The sequence below is a fragment of the Pseudomonas sp. ADPe genome (assembly GCF_014843515.1).
GTDB classification, from domain to species: Bacteria; Pseudomonadota; Gammaproteobacteria; order Pseudomonadales; family Pseudomonadaceae; genus Pseudomonas; species Pseudomonas citronellolis.
In genome coordinates, this window is record NZ_CP062122.1 from 5032752 (window position 1) to 5058861 (window position 26110).

The following is a 26110-nucleotide window of genomic DNA, read 5'->3' on the forward strand; positions in this document are numbered from 1 at the left end:
CAGCTTCAAGCCTCCAGCTTTCGGCTTTCAGCTCCAGCGGAGCTGAAAAAATGTCTTGCGACTTCCTCGCCCTGGCCCAGCCGGGCGTACAGAAACTCTCGCCCTACGTGCCGGGCAAGCCGGTGGACGAACTGGCCCGCGAACTGAACCTGGACCCGGCGAAGATCGTCAAGCTGGCCAGCAACGAGAACCCGCTGGGCCCCAGCGCCAAGGTGCTGGAAGCGATCCGCGGCGAACTGGCGGAAATGACCCGCTATCCCGACGGCAACGGCTTCGAGCTGAAGAGCAAGCTGGCCGCCCGCTGCGGCGTGACCACTGCCCAGGTGACCCTCGGCAACGGCTCCAACGACATCCTCGACCTGGTCGCCCGCGCCTACCTGGCGCCGGGCCTGAACGCCGTGTTCAGCCAGTACGCCTTCGCCGTCTACCCGATCTCCACCCAGGCCGTCGGCGCCGAGGGCAGGGCGGTGCCGGCGAAAGACTGGGGGCATGACCTGGAAGCCATGCTGGCGGCCATCGACGCCAACACCCGCGTGGTCTTCATCGCCAACCCGAACAACCCCACCGGCACCTGGTTCGGCCCGGATGCGCTGGAGCGTTTCCTCTCCCGCGTACCGGAAAACATCCTGGTGGTGCTGGACGAGGCCTACATCGAGTACGCCGAGGGCGACGAACTGCCCGACGGCCTGGCCTACCTGGCCCGCTACCCGAACCTGCTGGTCTCGCGCACCTTCTCCAAGGCCTACGGCCTGGCTTCGCTGCGCGTCGGCTATGCCATCTCCTCGGCGCAGATCGCCGACGTGCTCAACCGCGTGCGCCAGCCGTTCAACGTCAACAGCCTGGCCCTGGCCGCCGCCTGCGCCGCGCTGGACGACGCCGACTACCTGGCCGAGGGCAAGCGCATCAACGACGCCGGCATGCAGCAGCTGCAGGACGGCCTGCGCGCCCTGGGCCTGGCCTGGATCCCGTCGAAGGGCAACTTCCTCGCCGTCGACCTGCAGCGCGACGCCGGCCCGGTCTACCAGGCCCTGCTGGCGGAAGGCGTGATCGTCCGTCCGGTGGGCGGCTACGGCATGCCGCAGCACCTGCGCATCTCCATCGGCCTGCCGGAAGAGAACGCACGCTTCCTCGAAGCCCTGGCCAAGGTGCTCGCCCGTGCCTGAGGTGACGCCACGCAAGCTCCGCCGCCTGGTGGTGGTGGGGCTGGGCCTGATCGGCGGCTCCTTCGCCAAGGGGCTGCGCGAGAAGGGCCTGTTCGAGGAAGTGGTCGGCGTCGACCGCGACCCGCAGACGCGCCGCCTGGCAGTGCAGCTGGGCGTGGTCGACCGTTGCGAGGAGAGCCTGCGCGAAGGCTGCCGCGACGCCGACGTGATCCAGCTCGCCGTACCCATCCTGGCCATGGAGAAGGTGCTCGCCGAACTGGCCACCTTCGACCTCGGCCATGCGGTGCTCACCGATGTCGGCAGCGCCAAGGGCAACGTGGTGCGCGCGGCCAGGGCCGCCTTCGGCGAAATGCCGGCGCGCTTCGTTCCCGGCCATCCCATCGCCGGCTCCGAGCAGAGCGGGGTGGAAGCGGCCAACGGCAAACTGTTCCGCCGTCATAAAGTCATCCTCACGCCGCTGGATAATGCCGATGCGGACGCGGTCCAGTGCGTCGAGGCACTGTGGCGCGAGCTGGGCGCGGACGTCGAGCTGATGGAAGTCGAGCACCATGACGAAGTGCTCGCCGCCACCAGCCACCTGCCGCACCTGCTGGCCTTCACGCTGGTCGACTCGCTGGCCAAGCGCAGCGAAAATCTGGAAATCTTCCGTTATGCCGCCGGCGGCTTCCGCGACTTCACGCGGATCGCCGGCAGCGACCCGACGATGTGGCACGACATCTTCCTTGCCAACCGCAAGGCGGTGCTGCGCATCCTCGACGTTTTCCGCGACGACCTCGACGCCCTGCGCGAGGCCGTCGATGCAGGGGACGGGCAGCAACTGATGGGCGTGTTCACCCGCGCCCGCGTCGCCCGTGAACATTTCAGCAAAATCCTGGCCCGCCGGGCCTATGTGGACGCCATGCACAACAACGACCTGATTTACCTGGCCCAGCCGGGTGGCCGCCTGTCCGGGCGCGTACGCGTTCCGGGCGACAAGTCCATCTCCCACCGCTCGATCATGCTCGGCTCCCTGGCCGAAGGCACCACCGAGGTGGAAGGCTTCCTCGAGGGCGAGGACGCCCTGGCCACCATTCAGGCGTTCCGCGACATGGGCGTGGTCATCGAAGGCCCGCACCACGGCCGCGTGACCGTCCACGGCGTCGGCCTGCACGGCCTGAAGCCGGCGCCGGGCCCCATCTACCTGGGCAACTCCGGCACCTCCATGCGCCTGCTCAGCGGCCTGCTGGCGGCGCAGCCGTTCGACAGCACCCTGACCGGCGACGCCTCGCTGACCAAGCGCCCGATGAACCGCGTGGCCAAGCCGCTGCGCGAGATGGGCGCGGTGATCGAGACCGCCGCCGAAGGGCGCCCGCCACTGACCATCAAGGGCGGCCAGAAGCTGACCGGCATGCATTACGACATGCCCATGGCCAGCGCCCAGGTGAAGTCCTGCCTGCTGCTCGCCGGCCTCTATGCCGCCGGTGAGACCTCGGTGACCGAGCCGGCGCCGACCCGCGACCACACCGAGCGCATGCTGCGCGGCTTCGGCTACCCGGTGGACGTGGAAGGCAGCACCGCCAAGGTCGAAAGCGGCCACAAGCTCAGCGCCACCAACATCGAGGTACCGGCGGACATCTCCTCCGCGGCCTTCTTCCTGGTCGCGGCGAGCATCGCCGAAGGCTCGGAGATCGTCCTCGAACACGTCGGCATCAACCCGACCCGCACCGGCGTCATCGACATCCTCAAGCTGATGGGCGCCGACATCACCCTGGAGAACCAGCGTGAAGTCGGCGGCGAGCCGGTGGCCGACCTGCGCGTGCGCTCGGCCAGGCTGAAGGGCATCGACATCCCCGAGGACCTGGTGCCCCTGGCCATCGACGAGTTTCCCGTGCTGTTCGTCGCCGCCGCCTCGGCCTCCGGCCGCACCGTGCTGCGCGGTGCCGAAGAACTGCGGGTGAAGGAATCCGACCGCATCCAGGTCATGGCCGACGGTCTGCTGGCCCTGGGCGTGAAGTGCGAGCCGACCCCGGACGGCATCATCATCGACGGCGGCCCCTACGGCGGCGGCGAAGTCTGGAGCCACGGCGACCACCGCATCGCCATGTCCTTCAGCGTGGCCTCGCTGCGCGCCTCGGCGCCGATCCGCATCCACGACTGCGCCAACGTCGCCACCTCCTTCCCGAACTTCCTCGGCCTGGCCGCGGGCGCCGGCATCCGCGTGGCGGAGGAGGGCAACTGATGGCCGCCTCCGACTTCGCCGCGGCCTGGCCGGTGGTCGCCATCGACGGCCCCAGCGGCTCCGGCAAGGGCACCGTGGCCGGCATCCTGGCCAAGCGCCTGGGCTGGAACCTGCTGGACTCCGGCGCGCTGTACCGCCTGCTGGCCTTCGCCGCCGGCAACCACGGCATCGACCTGACCAACGAGGAAGCCCTCAAGGTCCTGGCCGCGCACCTGGACGTGCAGTTCACCCACGCCAAGGGCGGCGAGGGCCAGCACATCATCCTCGAAGGCGAAGACGTCACCGACACCATCCGCACCGAACAGGTCGGCGCCGGCGCCTCCCAGGTCGCCGCGCTGCCGGCGGTGCGTGACGCCCTGCTGCAGCGCCAGCGCGCCTTCCTCGAAGCCCCGGGCCTGGTGGCCGACGGCCGCGACATGGGCACCGTGGTGTTCCCCGGCGCGCCGCTGAAGATCTTCCTCACCGCTTCGGCCGAAGAGCGCGCCCGCCGCCGCTACCTGCAGCTCAAGGGCAAGGGCGTGGACTGCGACATGGCCGCGCTCACCGAGGAAATCCGCGCCCGCGACGAACGCGACAGCCAGCGCAGCGTGGCCCCGCTGAAACCAGCCGAAGGCGCCATCGTGGTGGACTCCACCAGCATGAGCATCGAGGCGGTGGTGGACAGCATTCTTGGTGAGGTCGAGAGGCTAGGTCTGACCGACTGAGGCCTGGGAATCCTTCAGCTGCGGCAGTTTTCGGCGTCGCGTGCTTGAAGATATTTCTGAGGATGATTCCTCTTGATGCTGAGGACGTTTCTTCTAGAGACGTCTTGCCCGGGCTGCCAAACTTCCGCGCTATTCAATAGAGCCCACTCGACCGGAGCGGGCCGTGAATGGCATGGAGGCCCCTTGTCCCACACTCCCGTTTCCATCGCACTGTATGCTTCGCGGGGCGCATCGGCTTCGTTCGCACTGACCCGGCGTGAAATCCTAGCGTGCTATCAGGGCGTACCGGCAGGGGATGCCGGCATCGTCCTCCTGTTGGCGCCGTTGTGGTTCCGGCGTATGAAGGACGGTTTCGCCGATGTCCTCTGAACCGCTCGCCGACACCGTGCCGGCGGTCGTTGCCGATGCCCGCCCGCTGGGGCAGATGCTCGTCGAGCGCGGCCTGTGCAACGCCCAGGAGCTGGAACGCGCGCTGGAACTGCAGGCCAGGATCGGCGGGCGCCTTGGGGCGCTATTGTTGCGCTCGGGCGGTGTTTCGGAGGCGGCCCTGCTGGAAGTGCTCGCCGAACAACTGCGCCTGCCTTTGGTGGGCGTGGACCTGGAGGCCCCCGGCAACGCCGAGTTGCTGGCCTTCCTCGAAGCGACCTCCATCGGTGTGGAATGGTTCGTCGCCGAACAGGTGGTCGTCTGGAACGATGCCCAGGGCGGCCTGCTGGTCGCCTCCCGTGACCCGATGGCGTCCTTCGTCCTGGAGGTCCTGCGCTATTTCCATCCCGGGCAGTCGCTGCGCACGGTGCTGTGCCGCTCCCAGGATCTCGACGCCTGGCTGGAGCTGCTCAAGGAACGCCTGCAGCAGGAGAGCCGCGAGGGGCTGCGCTTCGCTTCCGACGACATCCGCCAGCTGCGGGAAATGGCGGAGGAGGCGCCCATCGTCGAACTGGTCAACAACGTCATGAGCCAGGCGGTGGAGAAACGCGCCTCGGACATCCACATCGAGCCGCGCGAATTCAATTTCCATATCCGCTTCCGCATCGATGGCGTCCTGCAATCGCAGCTTAGCCTGCCGCGGGAGCGCTTCGCCGCGGTGGTCTCGCGGATCAAGCTGATCTCCGCCATCGACATCGCCGAGCGGCGCCTGCCCCAGGACGGGCGGATGAGCACCAGAGTGGGCGGGCAGGACATGGACGTCCGCGTTTCCACGCTGCCCGGGGTGCATGGCGAGTCGGTGGTGATGCGCCTGCTGCCCAAGGCCCGCGAAGGTCTGCGCCTGGACCGCCTGGGAATGCTGGCGGACCACCTGGAACTGATGCGCGCCTGGATCGCCGAGCCCCACGGCATCGTGCTGGTCACCGGGCCCACCGGCTCCGGCAAGTCGACGACCCTCTACGGCACGCTCGAGGCCATCAACGACGGCATCCGCAAGATCATCACGGTGGAGGACCCGGTCGAGTACCAGGTGCCGAACATCACCCAGGTCCAGGCCCACGCCGACATCGGCCTGACCTTCGCCGCCGCCCTGCGCTCGATCCTGCGCCAGGACCCGGACGTGATCATGATCGGCGAGATCCGCGACCTGGAGACGGCGGAGATCGCCGTGCAGTCGTCCCTCACCGGCCACCTGGTGTTCTCCACGCTGCACACCAACGATTCGCTCAGCGCTTTCACCCGCCTGATCGACATGGGCATCGAGCCGTTCCTGGTCGCCTCGCCGGTACGCGGCGTCCAGGCCCAGCGTCTGGTGCGCACTCTGTGCCGGCATTGCGCGGAGCCCTATGAGCCCGGCCTGGCGGCAGAGGACAAGGCTGCGCTGGACGCGGCGATCCAGCGCCTCTACCCCGGGCAGGCACCGAACTGGCTCCGCGCGAAGGGCTGCGAGCAGTGCCAGGGCACGGGCTATCACGGGCGGCTGGGAATCTACGAGATGGTGGACGTCGGCCCCGAACTGCAGGCGCTCATCCTGCAACAGGCGCCCGTCGAGCAGATGCGCCGGCTGGCGGCCAGCCAGGGTTTCCGCAGCATGCGCGAAGACGGCTTCATCAAGGCCTGGCTGGGCCTGACCTCGCTGGACGAGGTACATCGGGTCACCAGCGGTTAACGGCATGCGCTTCGAATACCAGGCAGTGGACCGGCAAGGCCGGCGTTGCAGTGGCGACCTCGATGCCGGCTCTCGCAGCGACGCGCTTCGTCAACTGGAGGCCCAGGGCCTGACGCCCCTGAGCCTGGAGGCGGGCCAGCGTGCGCTGCAACCCGGGCGCCGGCGCCTGCGCGCGGAAGAATTGAACATGGCCCTGCACGAGTTGGCGACCCTGCTGGGGGCAGGCGTCGCCCTGGCCGATGCGGTCTCCGCCCAGGAGCGCTCTAGCAGCCATCCACGCCTCTGCGCGGCGCTGCAGAGCATGAGCGAAGGCCTGCGCCAGGGACGTTCCTTCCCTCAGGTGCTGGAGACAGCTGGCTTGCCCCTGCCGCGTTACGCCTACCAGTTGGTGGCGGCGGGCGAGCTGACCGGCAACCTGGCGGCGGCGCTGCGGGACTGCGTGACGCAGATGGAGTACGAGCGGCGCACCCGCGAGGAAGTGCGCAACGCCCTGATCTACCCGAGTGTGCTGGTGCTCAGCGGAATCGGGGCGGTCATGGTGATGTTCGTCTTCGTCGTGCCCAAGTTCGCCAACCTGCTGGAGCACGCCGACAAGCTGCCTTGGCTGGCCTGGGCAGTGCTCAGTACCGGCGTCTGGAGCAAGGCCAACGCCTTGCCGCTGCTGCTCGCCGGCCTGCTGCTGGGTGCCCTGGGGCTGCCGTTGGCCAGGAGCGAGAAGGTTCGCGGCCGCTTCCTCAACGGCTTGTTGCGTTTGCCATTGCTCGGCGACTGGCTGTTGCAGGCGGAGATCGCCCAATGGGCCAAGGTCCTCGGCACCCTGCTGGGCAACCGCGTGGCGCTGGTCGAGGCCCTGCGCCTGGCCAGCGCGGGCGTGCGCATCGGTCTGCAACGCGAGCTGCTGGAAAGGGTCACCCAGGACGTGAGGGGCGGGACTTCCCTGTCCGAGGCATTGGAACTGCGCAGGGCGATCACCGCCACGGGCGGCAACCTGGTGCGCGTCGGCGAAAGGTCCGGGCGTCTGGCCGAGATGCTCGACAGCCTCGCCGAACTCTACGAGGGGCTGGGGCGTTCGCGCATGCGCAAGGTCCTGGCGCTGATCGAGCCGCTGGCGATCCTGCTGATCGGCGCGCTGTTCGGCGTGATCATCACCGGCGTGGTGCTGGCCATCACCAGCGCCAACGACATTGTGTTCTGAAAAAGGGGAAGTGGATGCGCGACTGGCATGAGGGAAGGGGGCCCCGGCAGGGGAGCAGGAAAGTGCCGGCGCCGGGATGCGAGCGCGGTTTCACCCTGCTGGAAATGATCGTGGTGCTGGTGATCATCGGGCTGCTCATGGGGCTGGTCGGGCCACGTCTGTTCAGCCAGGCCGACAAGGCCAAGGTGCAGACCGCGGATACCCAGGTGAAGATGCTCAAGGGGGCGCTGATGACCATGCGCCTGGACATCGGCCGCCTGCCCAGCGAGCAGGAAGGGCTGGCCCTGCTCAATGCGGCGCCCGCGGACGAGCGGATCAAGGCCTTCTGGAAAGGCCCCTATCTGGACGGTGGGGTGCCGCTGGATCCCTGGAACCGCGCCTACGTATATAGCAACGCGCCCAGTGCTGAGCAGCCGTTCTCGCTGTACAGCCTGGGCGCCGACGGGCAGCCTGGCGGGGAAGGGGAGAATGCGGACATCGGCTTCCTGCCCCGGCAATGAGCGCTGCGGCGGTTTCACCCTGCTCGAACTGCTGGTGGTGCTGGCCCTGGTCGCCGCGGTGAGCGCCGTCGTCATGCCCAACCTGCTGAACATGCAGGAGGCCTGGCGTCGGCGTATCGACCTGCAGGACATCGCCAACCAGCTGCAGACGCTGGGCTACCGAGTCCGGCTGGAAGCCCGGCAGACCCTCATCGGGCCGGCTGGCGTCGAGCCGCCGCAGATGCTGAAGCTGCCCCAGGGCTGGACGCTGAGCGCAAGCGCGCCCGTCATCTACCTGGCCAATGGCGTCTGCCTGGGGGGGGGCGCTGGAGTTGCGGCAGGGGGATGTCGCTCGGCAGTTGCAACTGGTTCCGCCGCAATGCCTGCCGGAGTTCGTCCAGTGAAGCGCGGGCGGCAAGCCGGTTTCACACTGCTGGAAGCGGTGGTCGCCCTGACGTTGCTGGCCGTGGTGGGCAGCGCGCTGCTGGCCTGGCTGGGGACGGGCTTCCGCAGCCTGGAGCGAATGAACGAGGTTCAGCGCCGCATCGATGCGACCCGCACCGGCCTGGCGTTTCTCGAGGGGCTCAACCCGATGCTCCAGCCGAGCGGCAGCGCCGCCCTTGGAAGCTACCGGCTGGACTGGGAGAGCCGGCTTCTCGCCGCTCCGCGCCCCGTCGTCAGCCGCTACAGCGGCCACCCCGGACCCTTCGACAGCGCCCTGTATCGCGTCCAGGCGACCTTGTCCGGCGAGGACCTGCCGCCGCTGCCCTTGAGCCTGGAACTGGCGGGGTACCGGATGGCTCGCCTGCCGGACGGCGGGGGTGCGCCATGAGCCGGCGCATTTCGCGGGGGCGGGAGCGGGGCTTCACCCTGCTGGAACTCATCGTGGTCCTGTTGTTGGCGGCGATGGTCACCACCCTGTTGATGCAGGGGATGGACTATGTCTCGCGGGCCAACGACAGCTTCCTGCGCCAGGGCGAGTCACGGCAACTACGGGTGTTGGCCTTCGGCTGGTTCGACGACGCGATAGCGCAGCTGGCTGCGCCGGTCAGGGGGGATGCGCCGGCTCGTTTCCGCGGCGATCCGCTCAGCTTCGAAGCCGTCTCCCTGGCCAGCGCCGAGCGTATCGAAGGCGTCCCGGTGCCCTTTGCCTTTCGCCTGGAACGGCTTGGCGAGCCGGGCCGGGAGCGGACCGCGATGATCTACGTGCGCCGGTTGCAGGCCAGCCGCTGGCCACTGCTGGAATTGCAGGGGGCTGCGCATTTTCTCTATCGCGACGAGCAGGGAGCCTGGCATGACAACTGGCCGCCCTTGCCGGTGCTGGCCGACAGCCTTCCCGCGGCGGTGGCGTTGAACGCGCCCGCGGAGCGCCTGTTCCGCCTGGCCAGGGTCGCGACGCCGCTTCGACGGGTGAATGCGGATGCGGACTGAGCGTGGTTTCGTGCTGGTCGGCGTCATCTGGTTTCTCGCCATCATGACCTTGGTGGTGGCCTCGGCCGTGACCTGGATCGAACGCTCGCTGGACGGTATCGAAAAGGAGCGCCAGGGGTTGCTGCGCGACATGACGGAACGCTCCATGCTCAGCCGGCTGACCTGGCTGGCATCGACCCAGCGCTTGACCCTGGCCGGATTGACCACACCCGACAGCCCGGCGCCGAGCCTTGCCGACATGGATATGTCGGTCCTGCCGGTAGGGGCCGAGCTGGCCCTGGATGGCCGCGAATACTGCCTGGCCAACGGCTGGTGCTTCGCCTTCGTCGACCGCGCATCGCGTCTTGGCCTGGAGCAGGCCCCGCCGGCGGCCTTGGCCTCGTTGCTGGAAGGGCTGGGGATAGCGCCGGAGAGGATAGCGCCAATGCTGGCGGAGCTTGCCGGCCATTTGCGCGGCCCACCGGGTAGCGCCGTGCTGCGCAGCCTGCATGCCCCGCAGGAAGTCTTCGTCCTCGACAGCTGGCGCCCCTGGGAGGCCGCGTTGCGGGCTGCCGGCTGGGAGGAACTGGTCACGGTCGGCGAGCCGTCCCTGAACGTGAACACCGCCAGCGGCCAGCTCCTGCGGCTGGCCTGGCGGCTGCCGGAGGACAGCCTGGCGCTGTTGCTCGCGGCGCGCCATGAGCGGCCGTTGCGAGGCGTGGGCGACCTCGAGGGCGTGTTGGGCATGTATCTGCAGCAATTACCCGCGGAGAACTGGTCGCGCCTGGCCAGCGCCACCCTGTTCATCCGCCTGCGCCCCGCGGACGCCGTGGCGCGTTACGAATACCAACTGCGACTCGAGAGCGACGACCTGCAAGGGTCGCCCTGGCAATTTCTGCAACGGAGGTCCCTGCCGCGCAATGTCCCCATCACCGACACAGCGCCCATCCATCATGAGGCGCCTGGACTGCTTTCCGCCCCGCTTGTGGCAAGCCCATGACGTGGATGGCTCGCCCTGCCTGGAGTGGCGGCGCCAACCCCGTGGCCTGGGGCGGATGCTCCGCACGCAGTGGGTCATCGAGCGTTCGCAATGCCTGTACCGCTGCCTGGACCTGTCCCATGTGCCGGCCAGCGGGAGGGCCCAGGCCCTTGCCCTGAAGCTCGCCGGCCTGTCGCCGTTCCGCTTGCCGGGGCACTACGCGGTCTGGCGCGACGGCTGGGTGCAGCTGTGGCTCTGGGACGAACAGCAGCGCCAGCGGCTCGCCGAAGCGCAACAGGCTGCGTCCGGCTGCCTCTGCCTGCCGGAAACCCTGCTGCAGGCTCCGCCGGCGGCGACTCCAGAGCCAAGTGTTCGCCTGGTGAGCGTCCAGGACGGTGTGGACCTGCAGGTCTGGCGGGCCGGCGTGCTGCGGGCGAGCATCTTCCAGGATGGCCTGCCGCTGTCCGCGACGGCCTGGCAGGCAGTGCGAGGGGTTCCCGGCGTACGCCTGCCCGAGCGGCTGGAGGAAGAGGTACCGGCCTGCCTCGAGCGTCCCTGGGCCTCCGGCGCCAGTCTGGTGGGACGGGACTGGGAGCGCTGGTTGCCCTATGGCCTGGCGGCCACCCTGCTGGCGGGCAGCGCCTTCAACCTGACGCAGGGGGCGCAATGGTGGTGGGCCGAGCGCGGCCTGGCGGGGCAGCAGGTCGTGCTGGCCCAGCAGGTCGAGCCGGTGCTGGCGGCACGTACTCGGGCCATGCAGGCCGAGAGCGAAATCCAGGCTCTGCTGCGCTTGCAGGATGCACCTTCGCAGGTCGAACTGCTGCGCACCGTGGCGGGGCTGCTGCCGGAGGATAGCCGCCTGCTGAGCTGGCGCTTCCGGGAAAACGCGCTGGAACTGCTCATCCAGAGCAGTCGCGCGGACCCGCGGTTCTTCGTCCAGCGGCTGCAGGAGGGCGGCAGGTTCCAGGATGTCCGGGTCGAACCCTCGCCCAGGGGCGATGGCCTGCAACTGGCCATGAACATTCGACAGGGGGAATAGATGGACGCTCGATTACAAGAGGTGCTGCCCCACTGGTCCCGGCTGCGCGAGCAGTGGCGGGAACAGCCCCGCCTGCGCCTGGCGGGATGGATGATCCTGGCGCTGCTGGTCGTGCATCTGCTGTTGCTGGGCAACGACTGGCGCGAAGCCCGCCGTCAGGCGTTCGAGGAGTCGGCCAGGCGCCTGGCGCAGATGCGCGCGCTGGCCGCCCAGGAGCACTGGCCGGACCGCGCCGTCCAGGCGGAAGACGTGCGCAGCGCATTGCGCATGCGTTTGTGGCAGGCGCAGAACCCCTCGTTGGCCAGGGCCGATGTGCAGGCCTGGCTGGATGTCCAGACCAAGCAGAGTGGCCTGCAGGAGGCCCGCATCTCGGTGTTGCCGCCCCTGGACTTCGACAAGGAGGGCGTCGGCGCCCGGGTCCAGGCACAAGTGCGCGGACGTTTCGAGCCGAAGAGTTTCGGCCAACTGCTGCATGCGCTGGAAACGGCGGAGCACTGGGTGAGCATCGACGCCCTCGAGTTGAACGACCGCGGCTCGCCGTCGGTGAACCTGCAACTCACCTTCCATTTTCGTCCGAACGCAACGCCCCCTTGAGCGGATGAGCGCGGAACGCCCTGATTCGGACGGACATTCAGGCCATTCAGGCACTGTCGATCGTTCGCAGTCCCAGGTTGGGAAACTTCCTTCATGGAAAGCGGCAAAGGCAGCATTTCTGTAATGACAGAATCCCGCCTTCAACTTGTTTCGAATGCACCTTTCCCTAGCGGTATCGATTCATCGGTTTCCTATGACTTCCTTCTTCCCCTTCCGATTGGCCTGGGCGGCGCTTGCCGGCGGCGTCCTGCTGGCGCTGCTCTGGCAACCACGGGCAGCCATACCCGAGGCTCCGGCTGAGACTGCGCAGTGGCAGCTACCGGAGGTCCGGCCTGTCTCCCGTAATGCCAGCATTCCGGCGCAGATTGCTGGCATGTCCTGGTGGGGCAGCGCCAGGGAGGAGGCCGAGAAAGCACGCTCGGCGCGCATCAGCGTGGACGAGCAGGGCGTGGCCCGGGTCAAGGTCCAATGGCTGTTTCGCGGTGTGGTCGCCGAGGGTGGACAGCGTTTCGCCCTGATCGCCAAGGATGCCGCCGCGCCGCTGTTGCGCTATGCCCCGGGCGACCAGCTACCGGGAGGCGAACGCCTCGAACGGATCGCAGGGCAGGGCATTCGTTTCTCGCTGTCCGAGGATGGCGCAACACAGGACTTTGAAAGGAAACTCTATGTCCCCCTCGAATGACGCCCTTGCAGGTTTTCCCCAGCATCCCCTGTGGCTCGCGATCTGCCTGGGACTGCTGGGAGGTTGCAGTACGGCGCAGCTTCAACTGCCCGCGCCCTTGCTGGAGCAGCGTCAGGCCACGGAAGAAAGCCTGCCGCAGGAAGGGGGCAAAGGGCCTTCGCAGCGACCGCAGCAATCCATGGGGCCGTTGGTGAGTGCGACGCCGACGCCACCCGCTGGGCCCATCGGCGGGCGCGTGGACAAGGCCGATCGCCTGGTGCTCGATGACAAGAATGCCGATCTGCAGGTAAACGTCGAGGATATCGCCCTGCCGGGCTTCATCAACGAAGTCTTCGGCAACCTGCTGGGGCTTTCGTTCGAGATCGACGGCAACCTGAAGAATCGCAACGACCGGGTCACCCTGCGCCTGGAGCAAGCGCAGACCCGGCAGACCGTCTACGACATCGCCTCGCAGGTCATGGCCAATTACGGCGTCGAGATCGTCAAGCAGGGCGGCATCCTGCGCTTCCAGGTCAAGCAGGTCGGCCTGAGTCCCGAGGAACCGCCGATCCTCATCAGCGGCGAGGCTCGGCCGGACGTGCCTATAGCCTACCGACCGGTCTTCCAGTTCGTGCCGCTGCACAACGTTGACCCGAAGGACGTGATCCCCTGGTTGAACAGTGCCTACGACAAATCCGGACTGTCGGCCAGCGCGGACAATCCGCGTGGTGGTCTGATGCTCAAGGGCATGGCCTCCATCGTCAGCCAGGCGGCGCAGGCCGTGAGGCTGCTCGATCAACCATTCATGCGGGGCCAGTACAGTCTGCGCATCGACCCGGCATTCATCACCTCGGCAGAGATGGCCAAGCAACTGAAGACATTGCTCGAGGCCCAGGGTTACAGCGTCAGCATCGGCGAAGCTTCCGGGAGCGTCGTACTGGTGCCGCTGGAAAACTCCAATGGCCTGATCGTGTTTTCCAGCCGGCGCTCGCTGCTGGACCTGGCGCGTGACTGGGCCGGACAGGTGGACCGGGTGCCGCTGGCCAGCGCTGTGGATTCCGCTGGCGCCGGAGCGGAAAGCGAGGGGCTGTTCTTTTATGAGGTGCGTAATACCCGGGCCCAGGAGGTCGCCCGTTCCCTGCGGTCGCTGGTTTCCGGCCTGGGGGCGGGGGGAGCCTATGGGCTGACGCCTGGCCTGGGCAATAGCGCTTCGAGCCGGGCCGCGGCCGCCGCTGGCAACAATGCCCCGTCTTCGCGCCTGGCGATGGGGCGGGGCGACGGTGACATGGGGGCCGGACGATCCGGCGTCGCCCCGCTCGTGCGCCTGGCCGGCGCCCAGGCTCTGCTCTCGGGCAACAACAGTAGCCTGATGGACAGCCTGGCGGCTGGTGTATCGGGCAGCGGCACCATCGTCGAGGACGAGAATCGCAACGCCATCCTGTTCCGTGGCCCGGCCAGGGTCTGGCAGCAAATGCAGCCACTGCTGCGGCAGTTGGACAAGCCGGCGCGCCAGGTGTTGATCGAGGTGACGGTTGCCAGCGTCACCCTGGGCGACAACCAGGCCATGGGGGCGAACTGGTCGTTCCTGAGTGGGGTGGCGAATGTTGACCCCAGGTTCGCACGGGATATCTCCGGAGGGGAGTCCGGCTTCAAATACATGATCAACACCGCCGGGGGGACGAAAGCGACATTGACGGCTCTGGCCAACGACTCTCGTACGCGAATCCTGGCCACCCCTCGGATCCTGGTGAAAAGTGGCGAGCAGGCCAACATCAATGTCGGCACCGACATTCCGATCGTGACCGGCCGGCAAACCGATGGCAGCAACACCGGTGGAAACTCCAACCTGCTGCAATCGATCTCCTATCGCTCCACCGGCGTCATCCTCAATGTTTCTCCGGTCGTCTACTCGAACAACCGGGTCGACCTGACGGTCAGCCAGGAAGTCAGCGATGGTGGCGGCGGGGCCTCTACCGGGAGCGATGGAGGCGATGTTTCCTCTCCACCGATCAAGCGCACGTCGCTGGAGACCTCGCTGACGCTGCAAAGCGGCGGCTCCATCTTCATGGGCGGGTTGATCAACGAGAGCCATGTGGACAGCAATGCCGGCGTACCGTGGCTGAAGGATCTGCCGGTCTTAGGCTATCTGTTCGGCAAGCAGTCCCGGACCAAGTCCAAGGACGAGGTGGTGATGCTGATCCAGCCCTACATCATCGACGGCGCGGAAGACACCAGGGAGATCACCGAGAAGCTTCGGCGGATGATCGAACCCGCAATCAACTGTGACAGGTCGCTAGCCGAGTGTCGCAGCGTGTAAGAATCGATTTTTATATTTCTGGTTTCAGTCTGAAATAAAGTTGATGTTTAGTAGGAGATTTCCTGTTTTTTCAAATTTGCTTATGCGGTCTTATTTGAGGGAATTGTTAGGTTCATGGCGTTGCAAATTACTCATCAGGGACGGGAATATCCACTCATGGAATGCCAGGTTAGTCTGTCGTTTCATATTCAGTTCTTGGGACGGTGCCGCTGAGGCTGAGTCCCTATTCTGGTAGTGATTATGGAGCCGGCTTGATTTGTTCCGGGTGAAAAGTTTTGCTCGGAGAAAATCGGAGTTCGGTCTATTGCCAGTGTTCGACTGAATGGAGTGAGTCAAATACAAATGGAGATTGAGATGAGAAAGACAATTCTGAGTGCGGCTATTGCTTCCATGGTTTTCGCAGGTGGAGCCAACGCAGGGGTTATCAGTATTGCAAGTGGGCAGGGCGGGGAAGGTGTCATCAAGAACTCTCCGGGCGTAGTCGATCAGTATGCTCCGGGGCAGGACAACTACAAATCCGGAGCAAGCCTAGGGAGCGGCGCCGGCTATACCAGCCGAGCTGCCAACATGACCATAGCCCAGGAAGTATTCGGCAGGAATGCCGAACGAGTCGAACTGGTTCTTCCTGACGTTGAATACCAGTTGGATGCGGCCAAGGCAAAGCACATCAGGGCTGGGCACGCGATCCGTGTGTCCCTGGACCAGTCGAGCGGACGTTTTGCCAACGGCGTGACTGCAAACCAGATTCAAATAGGTACCCTTGCTCCCGGCAAGGGCTTCGTTGTCGAGGGTAGCGTGGGGACCAGCACGCTGAGCCTGACGCTGGATGAGCTTGGTGCCCTGGAGCTCGCAAAGGGGAGCGCCGAGAGTTCGATCGTTCGTTTCAATTTTCGAACGCCTAATACTTCCAGCCGGCAGTCTACTTCGGTCAATGATCTGAGCAACGCATTGCGGGGGGATTCGACTTTCCTGGGGCAGTCCGATATCGGCATAGCAGGAGGTGAGTTGTCGGATGATCGGCCGTTCCATGTGACGCTGTCCGCCCTGCTGGATACGACTGTCGGCCCCAATGCCGGGAGTGCGCAGAATAACGATTCGACTCAGCCCTTGATGATATTCACTTCCTTGCCTGCGGTATATTGGGATGTATTGAACGTCAATAAATACGGTCAGAACAGGGTTCTGTATCCCTTGAATGGCTCTGATAGGAAGTTTGATACCTCTGCCTCCGCGAATCCGGAAGTGCGTGATAACTCCAACTATGGCGATAGCTATGCTCGCTTGGGTAGCGTGCGCTTGGGAGTGAATCAGGACGTACTGAACGCTTGGAGGGAAGGGGAAAGGCGGTTCTTCATCGAAACCAGCGATCAGCTTTCCACTTACATCGCTGGTAACTTCTCTGGTATCAAGTCGGTTGCTCTGACGACATCCAGTTGCCGAGAATATAAAGAAGGCGTTGCTGGAGCTGCGCATGTATGGCAGGGGAAGGAGCTCGTTGGAAAGCCTGAGGCCGACGGTGTAACCCAGCTGTGGTTCGGGTTGTCGAATAATGATGCGAACAAGGTTTACAACATTTGCGCGGTTGCCGATGGCGTAACGCCGATGGCCGCTCAGCAGAATTTTGCCGTCGGAAACTTGATCGTGAATTTCACCAATTACAATTATGTCGATCGGGTGCTCCCTGGCGGCAAACTCGATCATTTCTGGAGAAACAGCTGCGTTGCAAGCCTGTTCAACCTTCCAAACTCGAGCAACTCCGATATCTTTTATATTCGTTTGACGAATACCAGTAACGATGGTCGTTCTGGAGGGGTGCGTGGCGTTCTATATGATGAGAATGGAAAGCGCTACCCCGCGAAAGGCAGTGCGTCCCTTGTCGACCAGAGCGGAAAAACGATGCTGCGTGCGCATGAGACGGGTATCTACACCGTTCGGCAGGTAGCCTCGGCTTTTGGTGTGGATGGCGCAAACTGGAACGGTGCGAATGGTCGAGCACGGTTGGTCCTGGAGGGCGATTTCCCGTCTTGTGAGGCTTTGGGCCTGCTGCGGATGGCGAATGGCACTTTGGTGAACATGACTGCGACTACCCAGGGCAATTTCAATGGTGATGGTCCTTCCACCACCGTTGGGCACAATGCAGGCAACAATCGCAATTGATCTGCTCTGGGGCGGGGAGAGGCGGGCTGTCTCTCTCCGCTCTTTTCGAAGGTGTCTCCCTGGGCGCTGCAGCCGCAAGCATGAGGTCTGCATGAGCAGGCTGCTCGCGAGTCTGCCGGCATTTGACGCCTGTGACAGCGATTGCTAACATTCCAGACCTTGTATTGGGAGGCTTTCGTCCATAGTTGGCGGAGCAACCCGTAAAAATTGAATGTGGAGTGCCCGGCTTCGGCCTGGCGCGGCCAGGGGCCGGCAGGATACCAGTCTCGATCCTGCTGGCTTCTTTTTCATCACTTGACCGCGTTCGCTGGTGGCGCGGAGCCGGGCCTACAGGCCTTTGACTACAGGTATAAACATGAGCGAAAGCTTCGCAGAACTCTTTGAAGAAAGTCTGAAATCCCTCGACATGCAGCCGGGTGCCATCATCACCGGCATCGTGGTCGACATCGACGGTGACTGGGTCACCGTGCATGCCGGCCTGAAGTCCGAGGGCGTCATCCCGGTCGAGCAGTTCTACAACGAACAGGGCGAGCTGACCATCAAGGTGGGTGACGAAGTCCACGTTGCGCTGGACGCGGTTGAAGATGGCTTCGGTGAAACCAAGCTGTCCCGCGAGAAAGCCAAGCGTGCCGAATCCTGGCTGGTTCTGGAAGCTGCCTTCAACGCTGATGAAGTGGTCAAGGGCGTAATCAACGGCAAGGTCAAGGGCGGCTTCACCGTCGACGTCAGCGGCATCCGCGCGTTCCTGCCGGGTTCCCTGGTCGATGTCCGTCCGGTGCGTGATACCACTCACCTGGAAGGCAAAGAGCTCGAGTTCAAGGTCATCAAGCTGGACCAGAAGCGCAACAACGTTGTCGTTTCCCGTCGTAGCGTCCTGGAAGCCGAGAACAGCGCCGAGCGCGAAGCCCTGCTGGAATCCCTGCAGGAAGGCCAGCAAGTCAAGGGTATCGTCAAGAACCTCACCGACTACGGCGCATTCGTGGACCTGGGCGGCGTAGACGGCCTGCTGCACATCACCGACATGGCTTGGAAGCGCATCAAGCACCCGTCGGAAATCGTCAACGTCGGCGACGAGATCGATGTCAAGGTTCTGAAGTTCGACCGCGAGCGCAACCGCGTATCCCTGGGCCTGAAGCAACTGGGCGAAGACCCGTGGGTTGCCATCAAGGCTCGTTACCCGGAAGGCACCCGCGTCATGGCCCGCGTCACCAACCTCACCGACTACGGCTGCTTCGCCGAGCTGGAAGAGGGCGTGGAAGGCCTGGTGCACGTCTCCGAAATGGACTGGACCAACAAGAACATCCACCCGTCGAAAGTCGTTCAGGTTGGCGACGAAGTGGAAGTTCAGGTTCTGGACATCGACGAAGAGCGTCGTCGTATCTCCCTGGGCATCAAGCAGTGCAAATCCAACCCGTGGGAAGACTTCTCCGGCCGCTTCAACAAGGGCGACAAGATCTCCGGCACCATCAAGTCGATCACCGACTTCGGTATCTTCATCGGTCTGGAAGGCGGCATCGACGGTCTGGTTCACCTGTCCGACATCTCCTGGAACGAAGCCGGTGAAGAAGCCGTGCGTCGCTTCAAGAAGGGCGACGAGCTGGAAACCGTCATCCTCTCCGTCGATCCGGAGCGCGAGCGCATCTCCCTGGGCATCAAGCAACTGGAAGACGATCCGTTCTCCAGCTACGCCGGCCAGCACGAGAAGGGCAGCATCGTTCGCGGCATCGTCAAGGAAGTTGACGCCAAAGGCGCCGTCATCAGCCTGGGCGACGAGATCGAAGGCGTTCTGAAGGCTTCCGAAATCAGCCGCGACCGCGTCGAAGACGCCCGCAACGTGCTGAAGGAAGGCGAAGAAGTCGAAGCCAAGATCATCAGCATCGACCGCAAGAGCCGCGTCATCAGCCTCTCCATCAAGTCCAAGGACGTCGATGACGAGAAGGATGCGATGAAAGAGCTGCGTAGCAAGCAAGAAGTAGAAAACACCGGTCCGACCACCATTGGTGATCTGATTCGTGCGCAAATGGAGAATCAGGGCTAAGTCCTGATTCCTCTAAGAAAAAGGGCGACCTCGGTCGCCCTTTTTCGTTTTCCAGGAAGCGCCCTTACCAAGGAATCTTGCAGGCCGCGCCGAGGTGCTCTTCGTAGGATGGGTTGAGCTTGCGATACCCATCGGGCCATGGTGATGGGTATCGCTTCGCTCAACCCATCCTACGGGGCTCGCGAATAAGCCCCCGCCGAGACCATCTGTAATTGGATGGACTCACCCTCACCGAGGCGTCAAGGCGCCACGGTGGCGGTCTAAGAAGCCACCGACAGTGAGGGTGAGTCCATGAAAAAGCATACGACGATGAATAAGCCGGTGTCTGCAACCGATGTATCGGTGTGCATGACAGTCGCCGTGGATCTGGCGAAAAAGGTCCAGGTGGCGGGGGAAGACGCCCTGGGTCAACTGGCGTACGAACAGCGAATCAAGTCGCGTGAAGCGTTTCAGGTGTTTCTGCAGAAGCTGCCGGAGGGCGTGACGGTGCTGATGGAGACCGGTCCTGGAGCACAAGCCTGGGCCCGGCTGCTGCAGGCGCAGGGCAACCTGGTGCGTATCCTGCCGGCCCAGCGGGTGGCCGAGCACCGGAGCGGAGCGAAGAATGATCGCAATGATGCCCACGCCATTCTGCGGGCGGGCCGGGATAGCAGTATTGCGTCGGTACCGGTGAAGAGCGTCGCGGCACTGGCGATGCAGGCCTGGCACCGTGTCCGGCGGGGCTATGTGCGGCGGCGCACCGCCATGGGTAATCAGATCCGCGGGCTGCTGCTGGAGCAGGGTATCGCCCTGGCGCAGGGGGATGTGGGCTTGAAGCAAGGTGTCACCCGGGTGCTGGAGGACGCCAGCCAGCCGTTGCCGGCGCTGCTGCGCGAGCTGATCGACGAGATGCTGAACGAATGGAAACGGCTGGGCGAGCGTATCGCCGCGCTGACCGGGCGTCTGGAAGCCTGTGCCGCCGCCGACCCGACAGCCAAACGGCTGATGACGGTACGTGGTATCGGTCCGATCACGGCCACGGCTTTGCTGGCCAAACAGGTCGAGCCGGAACGTTTCGCCAATGCGCGTCAGTTCGCTGCCTACTTCGGTATCGTGCCCGACCAGCACAGCAGCGGGCAGAAGGTGCGGCTGGGCAAGATGACCAAACGTGGCGACGCCTATGTGCGCAGCCTGATGGTCGTGGGCTCGCATGCGGTGTTGAAGCAACTGCGGCCCGATTCCGAACACCCGGACGATCGGCGCCTGCAGCGCTGGCTACAACGTCTGGGGCGCAAGGGCGCGGCAGTGCGACTGGCCAACCGCAACCTGCGTATCGCCTGGGTGCTGCTGTGCAGCGAACAGACCTACCAGCGCAAGCCGAATGCTTGCCGGGAGATGGAAATGAGCCACTGATCAACGAGTTCCCGCCAACGGGGCGCCAAGTCGCTCCAACCCTTGCTGAAGAACATTGACCCCTGGTCAGACCGTCGCGGATCGATGCCTACGCTCCTACCGGCCTTCGAGGCCTCTTTGTAATCGGCATTCCGCGGGCTTACCCAATGTTGGCCAGAAGCCCGACGTGGCTTCCTCGAACAGGCCTAATACATAGATGCAGTCGGGTTTTCATGTTCAAAAGCGGGTTGACGGTGGGGGTGAGTCCATACATAGGAGCGGGCCCTGCCCGCGATTTCGCGCGCAGGGCGCGCTCCTACATGGGGCCGGTGTGGGTGGGGCAGCCCCGTAGGATGGGTTGAGCGAAGCGATACCCATCGCCATGACCGCATGGGTTTCGCAAGCTCAACCCATCCTACGAAGCGCACCTTGGTGCAGTCGGAAACAACGAGCGCACTCTGTCCGCGATTTCGCCCCGGCCTGTCCGGCCATGCGAGAGGCAATTCGGAATTTTTGCCCGTGGATGTGGCCAGAGGCATCGCAGTTGCAGTCAAATCTGCGATGGACGCCGCGGCGTCCTCCCGGCCCGCTTTCGGGGTCGCCTGACCAGGTACACACGGACGATGAGCCAACACTCGCAATTCGCCCTGCTGGGCTCCCGGCGCTTTTTGCCGTTCTTCATCACCCAGCTGTTCGGCGCCTTCAACGACAACATCTTCAAGCAGTCGCTGATCCTGGCGATCCTCTACCACCTGAGCATCGGCGGTGACCGCAACCTGCTGGTCAACCTCTGCGCCCTGCTGTTCATCCTGCCGTTCTTCCTGTTCTCCGCCCTGGGCGGGCAGTTCGGTGAGAAGTTCAACAAGGACGCGCTGATGCGCGCCCTGAAGCTGGCCGAGGTGGTCATCATGCTGGTCGGCGCCGCGGGCTTCCTGCTCGGCAGCCTGCCGCTGCTGTTCCTCGCGCTGTTCGCCATGGGCACCCACTCGGCGCTGTTCGGCCCGGTGAAGTACTCGATCCTGCCGCAGCACCTGCGCGACGACGAGCTGGTCGGCGGCAACGCCCTGGTGGAGATGGGCACTTTCCTGGCCATCCTCGCCGGCACCATCGGCGCCGGCGTGCTGATGTCGCGCCAGGCCTACGCCCCGGCGGTGGGCATCGCCGTGGTGCTGGTGGCCGTCTGCGGCTACCTGGTCAGCCGCGGCATTCCCCGCGCCGCCGCCGCGCTGCCGCAGCTGCAGCTGGACTGGAACATCTTCAAGCAGTCCTGGGCCATCCTGCGCCTGGGCCTCGGCCAGCGCCCGGCGGTGTCGCGCTCGCTGGTGGGCAACTCCTGGTTCTGGTTCCTCGGCGCCGTCTACCTGACGCAGATCCCCACCTACGCCAAGGAGCTGCTGCACGGCGACGAGAGCGTGGTGACGCTGATCCTCACCGTGTTCTCGGTGGGCATCGCCCTGGGCTCGATGCTCTGCGAGAAGCTCTCGGGCAAGAAGGTGGAGATCGGCCTGGTGCCCTTCGGCTCCATTGGCCTGAGCCTGTTCGGCATCCTGCTGTGGTGGCACAGCGGCGGCTTCCCCGTCGGCGCCGCGCCGTTCACCTGGCTGGAAGTGCTGGAGCACCCGCAGAGCTGGGCGGTGCTCGGCGACATCCTCGGCATCGGCGTCTTCGGCGGCTTCTACATAGTGCCGCTGTACGCCCTGATCCAGGCGCGCACCGAGGAGGACAAGCGGGCCCGGGTAATCGCCGCGAACAACATCCTCAACGCGCTGTTCATGGTGGTCGCCGCCGTCGTCTCGATCCTGCTGCTGTCGGTGGCCAAGCTGAGCATTCCGCAGCTGTTCCTGGTGCTGTCGCTAATGAACGTCGCGGTGAACGTGTACATCTTCAAGATCGTGCCCGAGTTCACCATGCGCTTCCTGGTCTGGCTGCTCAGCCACTCCATGTACCGCGTCGACCACCAGAACCTCGAGGCCATCCCCGACGAGGGCCCGGTGGTGCTGGTGTGCAACCACGTGTCCTTCGTCGATGCGCTGCTCATCGCCGGCTCCATCCGCCGCCCGGTGCGCTTCGTGATGTACTACAAGATCTTCCGCCTGCCGGTGCTCAACTTCATCTTCCGCACCGCCGGCGCCGTGCCCATCGCCGCGCGCCACGAGGACGAGCGCATCTACGAGGAGGCCTTCCGCCGGGTTGCGCAGTACCTGAAGGACGGCGAGGTGGTGTGCATCTTCCCCGAGGGCAAGCTGACCGCCGACGGCGAGATGAACGAGTTCCGCGGCGGGGTGGAGCGGATCATCGAGGAAACCCCGGTGCCGGTGATCCCCATGGCGCTGCAGGGCCTGTGGGGCAGCTTCTTCAGCCGCGACCCGGACAAGGGCTTCTTCCGCCGCTTCTGGTCGCGCGTGCGCCTGGTGGCGGGGCAGCCGCTGCCGCCGCAGGAGGCTGGGCGCCAATACCTGCAGGCGCAGGTGGCTGGCCTGCGCGGCAACGCCCGCTGAAACGAAAAAGCCCCGGCAGAGCCGGGGCTTTTTCACAGGGGCGCGAGGTTCAGATGACCTGAACTTCGTCCGCCTGCAGGCCTTTCTGGCCTTCTACAACGATGAAGGAGACCTTCTGGCCTTCCTGCAGCGACTTGAAGCCATTGCCCTGGATGGAACGGAAGTGAACGAACAGGTCGCCACCGTTTTCCTGGGTGATGAAGCCAAAGCCCTTGGCATCGTTGAACCATTTGACGGTGCCGGTCTGACGATTCGACATGGAGTTACACCTTGAACGTTGTGGTTTGCTGCACGGCGTTACCGCCGCCTGTTCTGAGTTGCAAGGTGTGGGCCGGGCCGAACGAAGAGCGTCGCCGCCTTCAGGTCATCAGCCGTGACGATCCTGGCAAGCACAGTTGCCGCAGCATACCGGGACTTTTCCGGGAAAGCGACAGGACGGACGTGCCGATTTCAATGGCTTAACTTCAGCCCGACCAGGCCGCAGAGGATCAGCGCGATGCTGAGCAGGCGCAGCGGGGCGACGGATTCGCCGAACAGCAGGATGCCGAGGGTCACCGTGCCCAGCGCGCCGATGCCGGTCCAGATGGCGTAGGCGGTGCCCAGCGGCAGGTGTTTCATGGCCAGGCCCAGCAGGCCGATGCTGGCGGCCATGGCCAGCGCGGTCAGCACGCTGGGCCACAGGCGGGTGAAACCTTCGGTGTATTTCAGACCGACGGCCCAGGCCACTTCGAACAGGCCGGCGAGGAAAAGGATGAACCAGGACATGGGGACCTCCGAGGGTAGTCGATGGCAGGGCCGTCCCCGTCGGTGCACCAGGCGGTGGTGAGGTCGTCCTCACGATGTGCAGTATTTTGCACAATCTGGCCCGGACGGCAACCTGTGCAGGCGCCGCCCGGGCCAGCAGGTTTCAGGAGGTCTGTTCGGGCTTGTCCGTCAGGCGGCGGAACCAGCTCGACAGGGTGGCCCCGGAGATGTTGTGCCAGACGCTGAACAACGCGCTGGGCACCGCCGCCAGCGGCGAGAAGTGCGCGCTGGCCAGGGCCGCGCCAAGCCCGGAGTTCTGCATGCCGACTTCCAGGGCCAGCGACTTGCGCTGCGCCAGGGGCAGGCCGAAGACGCGCCCGGCGAGGTAGCCGAGGAGGAAGCCGAAGCCGTTGTGCAGGATCACCACGGCCATGATCAGCAGGCCGGACTCGGCGATCTTCGCCTGGCTGGCTGCCACCACCGCCGCGACTATCACCACGATGCACACCACCGAGACCAGCGGCAGCACCTCCACCACCTTGCCCACCCGCGCGCCGAACAGGCGCTGGGCGACCACGCCGAGGGCGATGGGCAGCAGCACCACCTGCAGGATCGACCAGAACAGCTCGGCGAAGGACACCGGCAGCCAGGCCGAGGCCAGCAGCCAGATCAGCGCCGGCGTCAGCAGCGGGGCGAGCAGGGTGGTCACCGCGGCGATGGCCACCGACAGCGCCAGGTCGCCGCGGGCGAGCCAGGTCATGACGTTGGAGGCGGTGCCGCTGGGGCAGCAGCCGACCAGGATCACGCCCACGGCGATCTCCGGCGGCAGGTGCAGCAACTGGCACAGCAGCCAGGCCACGCCGGGCATGATGACGAAGTGGGCGACCACGCCCAGGCACACGCGCCAGGGGTGCCGCGCCACTTCGGCGAAGTCTTCCAGCTTCAGCGTCAGGCCCATGCCGAACATGACGATGCCGAGCATCGGCACTATCGCCGGCGCCAGCGGGCGGAACCACTGCGGCGCGAGGAAGGCCAGCACGGCGAACAGCAGTACCCAGAGGGCGAAGGTGTTGCCGACGAAGCGGCTCAGCAAGGCGATGGCGCGCATGGACGGTGATCCTTGTCGTTATTGTCGGGCCGGCGCCATATAGGGCGCCGGCCGGGATGGGCTTAAATGCCCTGTGGGATTTCCTCGCCACCGAGCGCTTCGAACAGCGCCGGCAGGAACTGGCCGAAGGTCAGCATCATCAGGATGAAGCTGGCGTCGAGCTGGCCGAGGGCGTCGTCGCCGCCGTCCTTCTCGGCCTGCTCCTGCAGCAGTTCCTCGAAGCGCAGGCGCTTGATCGCCAGCTTGTCGTCGAGCACGAAGCTGAGCTTGTCCGACCAGGCCAGCGCCAGCTGGGTGACCAGCTTGCCGGAGGACAGGTGCAGCTGGATCTCGTCGCTGGTCAGGTCCTGGCGCTTGCAGCGCACCACGCCGCCGTCCTCGTGGGTGTCGCGCAGTTCGCACTCGTCGAGCACGAAGAAGTCGCCGGCGGCCTCCTGGGTCTTCACCCAGTCGGTGAGGGTGGCGCTGGGCGCGACCTTGATGCTGAGCGGGCGCACCGGCAGCGAGCCGAGGGCCTCGCGCAGGGTGGAGAGCAGGTCCTCGGCCTTCTTCGCGCTGGCGGTATCGACCAGGATCAGGCCCAGCTCCGGGGCGATCGCGGCGAAGGTCGAGGAGCGGCGGATGAAGGCGCGCGGCAGCAGGCTCTGGACGATCTCGTCCTTGAGCTGGTCGCGTTCCTTCTTGTAGACCTTGCGCATCTGCGCGGTCTCGATCTCGTCCACCTTGTCCTTCAGCGCGTCGCGCACCACGCTGCCGGGGAGGATGCGTTCCTCCTTGCGCGCGCTGATCAGGTAGAAGCCCTGGCTGACGTGGGCCAGGGGCGCGTCGGGGCCCTTGCCGAAGGGCGCGGTGAAGCCGTAGGTGGTCAGTTCCTGGCTGGCGCAGGGGCGCGCCGGCTTGCTGGCCAGGGCTTTCTCGAGGGCATCGGCATCGATCTGCAGATCCTGGGTGAGGCGGTAGACGAGCAGGTTACGGAACCACATGAGGGTCAAACTCCCGGACACAAAGGACTGCATTATTCCCACAGCGGCGGTCCAGGCCAAGCCCATGGCGTTTCGCCGGCGTTTTCCTAAGCCTTTGGAACGGCAGAAAAAATTTTTCACGCGGGGGCTTGCCAGGGTGCGAATGCCTCCGTAGAATGCGCCCCACTTCGAGAGTGAAGGGTGATTAGCTCAGCTGGGAGAGCATCTGCCTTACAAGCAGAGGGTCGGCGGTTCGATCCCGTCATCACCCACCAAACTCGAGGTCCGACGCAGCGGTAGTTCAGTCGGTTAGAATACCGGCCTGTCACGCCGGGGGTCGCGGGTTCGAGTCCCGTCCGCTGCGCCATATTCCAAGCC

The 26110-nt window shown here is 65.2% G+C and carries 20 protein-coding genes, 2 tRNA genes and 2 pseudogenes; 20 read left to right on the plus strand and 4 right to left on the minus strand.

The genetic code is table 11. From position 1 onward, the window contains the following. Nucleotides 1-50: 50 nt before the first annotated feature. From hisC to IG194_RS23010, 18 genes and pseudogenes are all read left to right on the plus strand, one after another. Entirely contained in the window at nucleotides 51-1163 is a 1113-nt protein-coding gene (gene hisC, locus IG194_RS22925) for a histidinol-phosphate transaminase (RefSeq protein ID WP_058488846.1), read from the plus strand. Then, entirely contained in the window at nucleotides 1156-3381 is a 2226-nt protein-coding gene (locus IG194_RS22930) for a bifunctional prephenate dehydrogenase/3-phosphoshikimate 1-carboxyvinyltransferase (protein WP_058488847.1), read from the plus strand. The genes hisC and IG194_RS22930 overlap by 8 nt, the downstream gene beginning before the upstream one ends. Beyond that, nucleotides 3381-4085, plus strand: a complete 705-nt coding sequence (cmk, locus tag IG194_RS22935) for a (d)CMP kinase (protein WP_009620966.1) — start codon at nucleotides 3381-3383, stop codon at nucleotides 4083-4085. The genes IG194_RS22930 and cmk overlap by 1 nt, the downstream gene beginning before the upstream one ends. 358 nt (nucleotides 4086-4443) lie before the next feature. After that, entirely contained in the window at nucleotides 4444-6180 is a 1737-nt protein-coding gene (locus IG194_RS22940) for a GspE/PulE family protein (RefSeq protein WP_058488848.1), read from the plus strand. A 4-nt stretch (nucleotides 6181-6184) separates the two neighbouring features. Next, nucleotides 6185-7375, plus strand: a complete 1191-nt coding sequence (locus tag IG194_RS22945) for a type II secretion system F family protein (RefSeq protein WP_043313495.1) — start codon at nucleotides 6185-6187, stop codon at nucleotides 7373-7375. Nucleotides 7376-7389: 14 nt separating this feature from the next. Continuing rightward, complete coding sequence (gspG, locus tag IG194_RS22950; protein ID WP_082996332.1) at nucleotides 7390-7875, plus strand: type II secretion system major pseudopilin GspG; 486 nt, start codon at nucleotides 7390-7392, stop codon at nucleotides 7873-7875. Further along, a pseudogene (locus IG194_RS33375) lies at nucleotides 7844-8258 on the plus strand (prepilin-type N-terminal cleavage/methylation domain-containing protein). The gene gspG and the pseudogene IG194_RS33375 overlap by 32 nt, the downstream one beginning before the upstream one ends. Before the next feature lie 17 nt (nucleotides 8259-8275). Further along, nucleotides 8276-8686, plus strand: a pseudogene (locus IG194_RS33380) (type II secretion system protein J); the annotation flags it as partial. Next, a complete protein-coding gene (locus tag IG194_RS22965; protein ID WP_058488849.1) occupies nucleotides 8683-9285 on the plus strand; it encodes a prepilin-type N-terminal cleavage/methylation domain-containing protein in 603 nt (200 codons plus the stop codon). The pseudogene IG194_RS33380 and the gene IG194_RS22965, both read left to right, overlap by 4 nt. Continuing rightward, complete coding sequence (locus tag IG194_RS22970) at nucleotides 9275-10264, plus strand: hypothetical protein (RefSeq protein WP_058489740.1); 990 nt, start codon at nucleotides 9275-9277, stop codon at nucleotides 10262-10264. The genes IG194_RS22965 and IG194_RS22970 overlap by 11 nt, the downstream gene beginning before the upstream one ends. Beyond that, nucleotides 10248-11282 (plus strand): hypothetical protein, encoded by a 1035-nt coding sequence (locus IG194_RS22975; protein WP_141679794.1) that lies wholly within the window; start codon nucleotides 10248-10250, stop codon nucleotides 11280-11282. The genes IG194_RS22970 and IG194_RS22975 overlap by 17 nt, the downstream gene beginning before the upstream one ends. Then, complete coding sequence (locus tag IG194_RS22980) at nucleotides 11283-11876, plus strand: hypothetical protein (RefSeq protein ID WP_064987624.1); 594 nt, start codon at nucleotides 11283-11285, stop codon at nucleotides 11874-11876. Nucleotides 11877-12069: 193 nt separating this feature from the next. Beyond that, nucleotides 12070-12558, plus strand: a complete 489-nt coding sequence (locus IG194_RS22985; protein ID WP_176707175.1) for a hypothetical protein — start codon at nucleotides 12070-12072, stop codon at nucleotides 12556-12558. After that, a complete protein-coding gene (locus tag IG194_RS22990; RefSeq protein WP_058488850.1) occupies nucleotides 12542-14854 on the plus strand; it encodes a type II secretion system protein GspD in 2313 nt (770 codons plus the stop codon). The genes IG194_RS22985 and IG194_RS22990 overlap by 17 nt, the downstream gene beginning before the upstream one ends. Nucleotides 14855-15208: 354 nt before the next feature. Next, nucleotides 15209-17011: a hypothetical protein gene (locus IG194_RS22995; RefSeq protein ID WP_082996334.1), complete on the plus strand. Its 1803-nt coding sequence runs from the start codon at nucleotides 15209-15211 to the stop codon at nucleotides 17009-17011. Between the two features lie 355 nt (nucleotides 17012-17366). Then, a complete protein-coding gene (gene rpsA / locus IG194_RS23000) occupies nucleotides 17367-19049 on the plus strand; it encodes a 30S ribosomal protein S1 (protein ID WP_043267558.1) in 1683 nt (560 codons plus the stop codon). Nucleotides 19050-19358: 309 nt separating this feature from the next. Further along, nucleotides 19359-20441 carry an IS110 family transposase gene (locus IG194_RS23005; protein ID WP_083540393.1) on the plus strand — a complete coding sequence of 361 codons (1083 nt, stop codon included), beginning with the start codon at nucleotides 19359-19361 and terminating at the stop codon, nucleotides 20439-20441. A gap of 602 nt (nucleotides 20442-21043) precedes the next feature. Then, nucleotides 21044-22918 carry an MFS transporter gene (locus tag IG194_RS23010; protein WP_058488852.1) on the plus strand — a complete coding sequence of 625 codons (1875 nt, stop codon included), beginning with the start codon at nucleotides 21044-21046 and terminating at the stop codon, nucleotides 22916-22918. A gap of 49 nt (nucleotides 22919-22967) precedes the next feature. Here the strand turns inward: IG194_RS23010 and IG194_RS23015 are convergent, their stop codons facing one another. From IG194_RS23015 to rdgC, 4 genes are all read right to left on the minus strand, one after another. Further along, on the minus strand, nucleotides 22968-23177 hold the full coding sequence (locus IG194_RS23015; protein ID WP_009620558.1) for a cold-shock protein: 210 nt from the start codon (nucleotides 23175-23177) through the stop codon (nucleotides 22968-22970). A gap of 191 nt (nucleotides 23178-23368) precedes the next feature. Beyond that, complete coding sequence (gene sugE / locus IG194_RS23020; protein ID WP_009620556.1) at nucleotides 23369-23683, minus strand: quaternary ammonium compound efflux SMR transporter SugE; 315 nt, start codon at nucleotides 23681-23683, stop codon at nucleotides 23369-23371. A gap of 142 nt (nucleotides 23684-23825) precedes the next feature. Further along, the gene (locus IG194_RS23025; protein WP_043271076.1) at nucleotides 23826-24770 is read right to left on the minus strand and encodes a bile acid:sodium symporter family protein; all 945 of its coding nucleotides are present in this window, start codon (nucleotides 24768-24770) and stop codon (nucleotides 23826-23828) included. A 62-nt stretch (nucleotides 24771-24832) separates the two neighbouring features. After that, the gene (gene rdgC, locus IG194_RS23030) at nucleotides 24833-25753 is read right to left on the minus strand and encodes a recombination-associated protein RdgC (protein ID WP_058488853.1); all 921 of its coding nucleotides are present in this window, start codon (nucleotides 25751-25753) and stop codon (nucleotides 24833-24835) included. A gap of 178 nt (nucleotides 25754-25931) precedes the next feature. On the opposite strand from rdgC, the gene IG194_RS23035 reads away from it, so the two are divergent. Both IG194_RS23035 and IG194_RS23040 read left to right on the plus strand, forming a co-directional pair. Then, a tRNA-Val gene (locus IG194_RS23035) sits at nucleotides 25932-26007 on the plus strand. Nucleotides 26008-26022: 15 nt separating this feature from the next. Continuing rightward, nucleotides 26023-26099: transfer RNA gene (locus IG194_RS23040), tRNA-Asp, on the plus strand. Nucleotides 26100-26110 lie beyond the last annotated feature (11 nt).

Excerpts from the sequence above, each read along its gene's own strand:
- sugE (WP_009620556.1), bottom strand. The coding sequence starts at position 23,683 with ATGTCCTGGTTCATCCTTTTCCTCGCCGGCCTGTTCGAAGTGGCCTGG.
- rpsA (WP_043267558.1), top strand. The coding sequence starts at position 17,367 with ATGAGCGAAAGCTTCGCAGAACTCTTTGAAGAAAGTCTGAAATCCCTC.
- IG194_RS22965 (WP_058488849.1), top strand. The coding sequence starts at position 8,683 with ATGAGCCGGCGCATTTCGCGGGGGCGGGAGCGGGGCTTCACCCTGCTG.
- IG194_RS23010 (WP_058488852.1), top strand. The coding sequence starts at position 21,044 with ATGAGCCAACACTCGCAATTCGCCCTGCTGGGCTCCCGGCGCTTTTTG.
- IG194_RS22985 (WP_176707175.1), top strand. The coding sequence starts at position 12,070 with ATGACTTCCTTCTTCCCCTTCCGATTGGCCTGGGCGGCGCTTGCCGGC.
- IG194_RS22990 (WP_058488850.1), top strand. The coding sequence starts at position 12,542 with ATGTCCCCCTCGAATGACGCCCTTGCAGGTTTTCCCCAGCATCCCCTG.
- IG194_RS22945 (WP_043313495.1), top strand. The coding sequence starts at position 6,185 with ATGCGCTTCGAATACCAGGCAGTGGACCGGCAAGGCCGGCGTTGCAGT.
- IG194_RS23025 (WP_043271076.1), bottom strand. The coding sequence starts at position 24,770 with ATGCGCGCCATCGCCTTGCTGAGCCGCTTCGTCGGCAACACCTTCGCC.
- IG194_RS22995 (WP_082996334.1), top strand. The coding sequence starts at position 15,209 with ATGAGAAAGACAATTCTGAGTGCGGCTATTGCTTCCATGGTTTTCGCA.
- IG194_RS23015 (WP_009620558.1), bottom strand. The coding sequence starts at position 23,177 with ATGTCGAATCGTCAGACCGGCACCGTCAAATGGTTCAACGATGCCAAG.
- IG194_RS22980 (WP_064987624.1), top strand. The coding sequence starts at position 11,283 with ATGGACGCTCGATTACAAGAGGTGCTGCCCCACTGGTCCCGGCTGCGC.
- IG194_RS23005 (WP_083540393.1), top strand. The coding sequence starts at position 19,359 with ATGAATAAGCCGGTGTCTGCAACCGATGTATCGGTGTGCATGACAGTC.
- rdgC (WP_058488853.1), bottom strand. The coding sequence starts at position 25,753 with ATGTGGTTCCGTAACCTGCTCGTCTACCGCCTCACCCAGGATCTGCAG.
- gspG (WP_082996332.1), top strand. The coding sequence starts at position 7,390 with ATGCGCGACTGGCATGAGGGAAGGGGGCCCCGGCAGGGGAGCAGGAAA.
- IG194_RS22970 (WP_058489740.1), top strand. The coding sequence starts at position 9,275 with ATGCGGACTGAGCGTGGTTTCGTGCTGGTCGGCGTCATCTGGTTTCTC.
- IG194_RS22940 (WP_058488848.1), top strand. The coding sequence starts at position 4,444 with ATGTCCTCTGAACCGCTCGCCGACACCGTGCCGGCGGTCGTTGCCGAT.
- cmk (WP_009620966.1), top strand. The coding sequence starts at position 3,381 with ATGGCCGCCTCCGACTTCGCCGCGGCCTGGCCGGTGGTCGCCATCGAC.
- hisC (WP_058488846.1), top strand. The coding sequence starts at position 51 with ATGTCTTGCGACTTCCTCGCCCTGGCCCAGCCGGGCGTACAGAAACTC.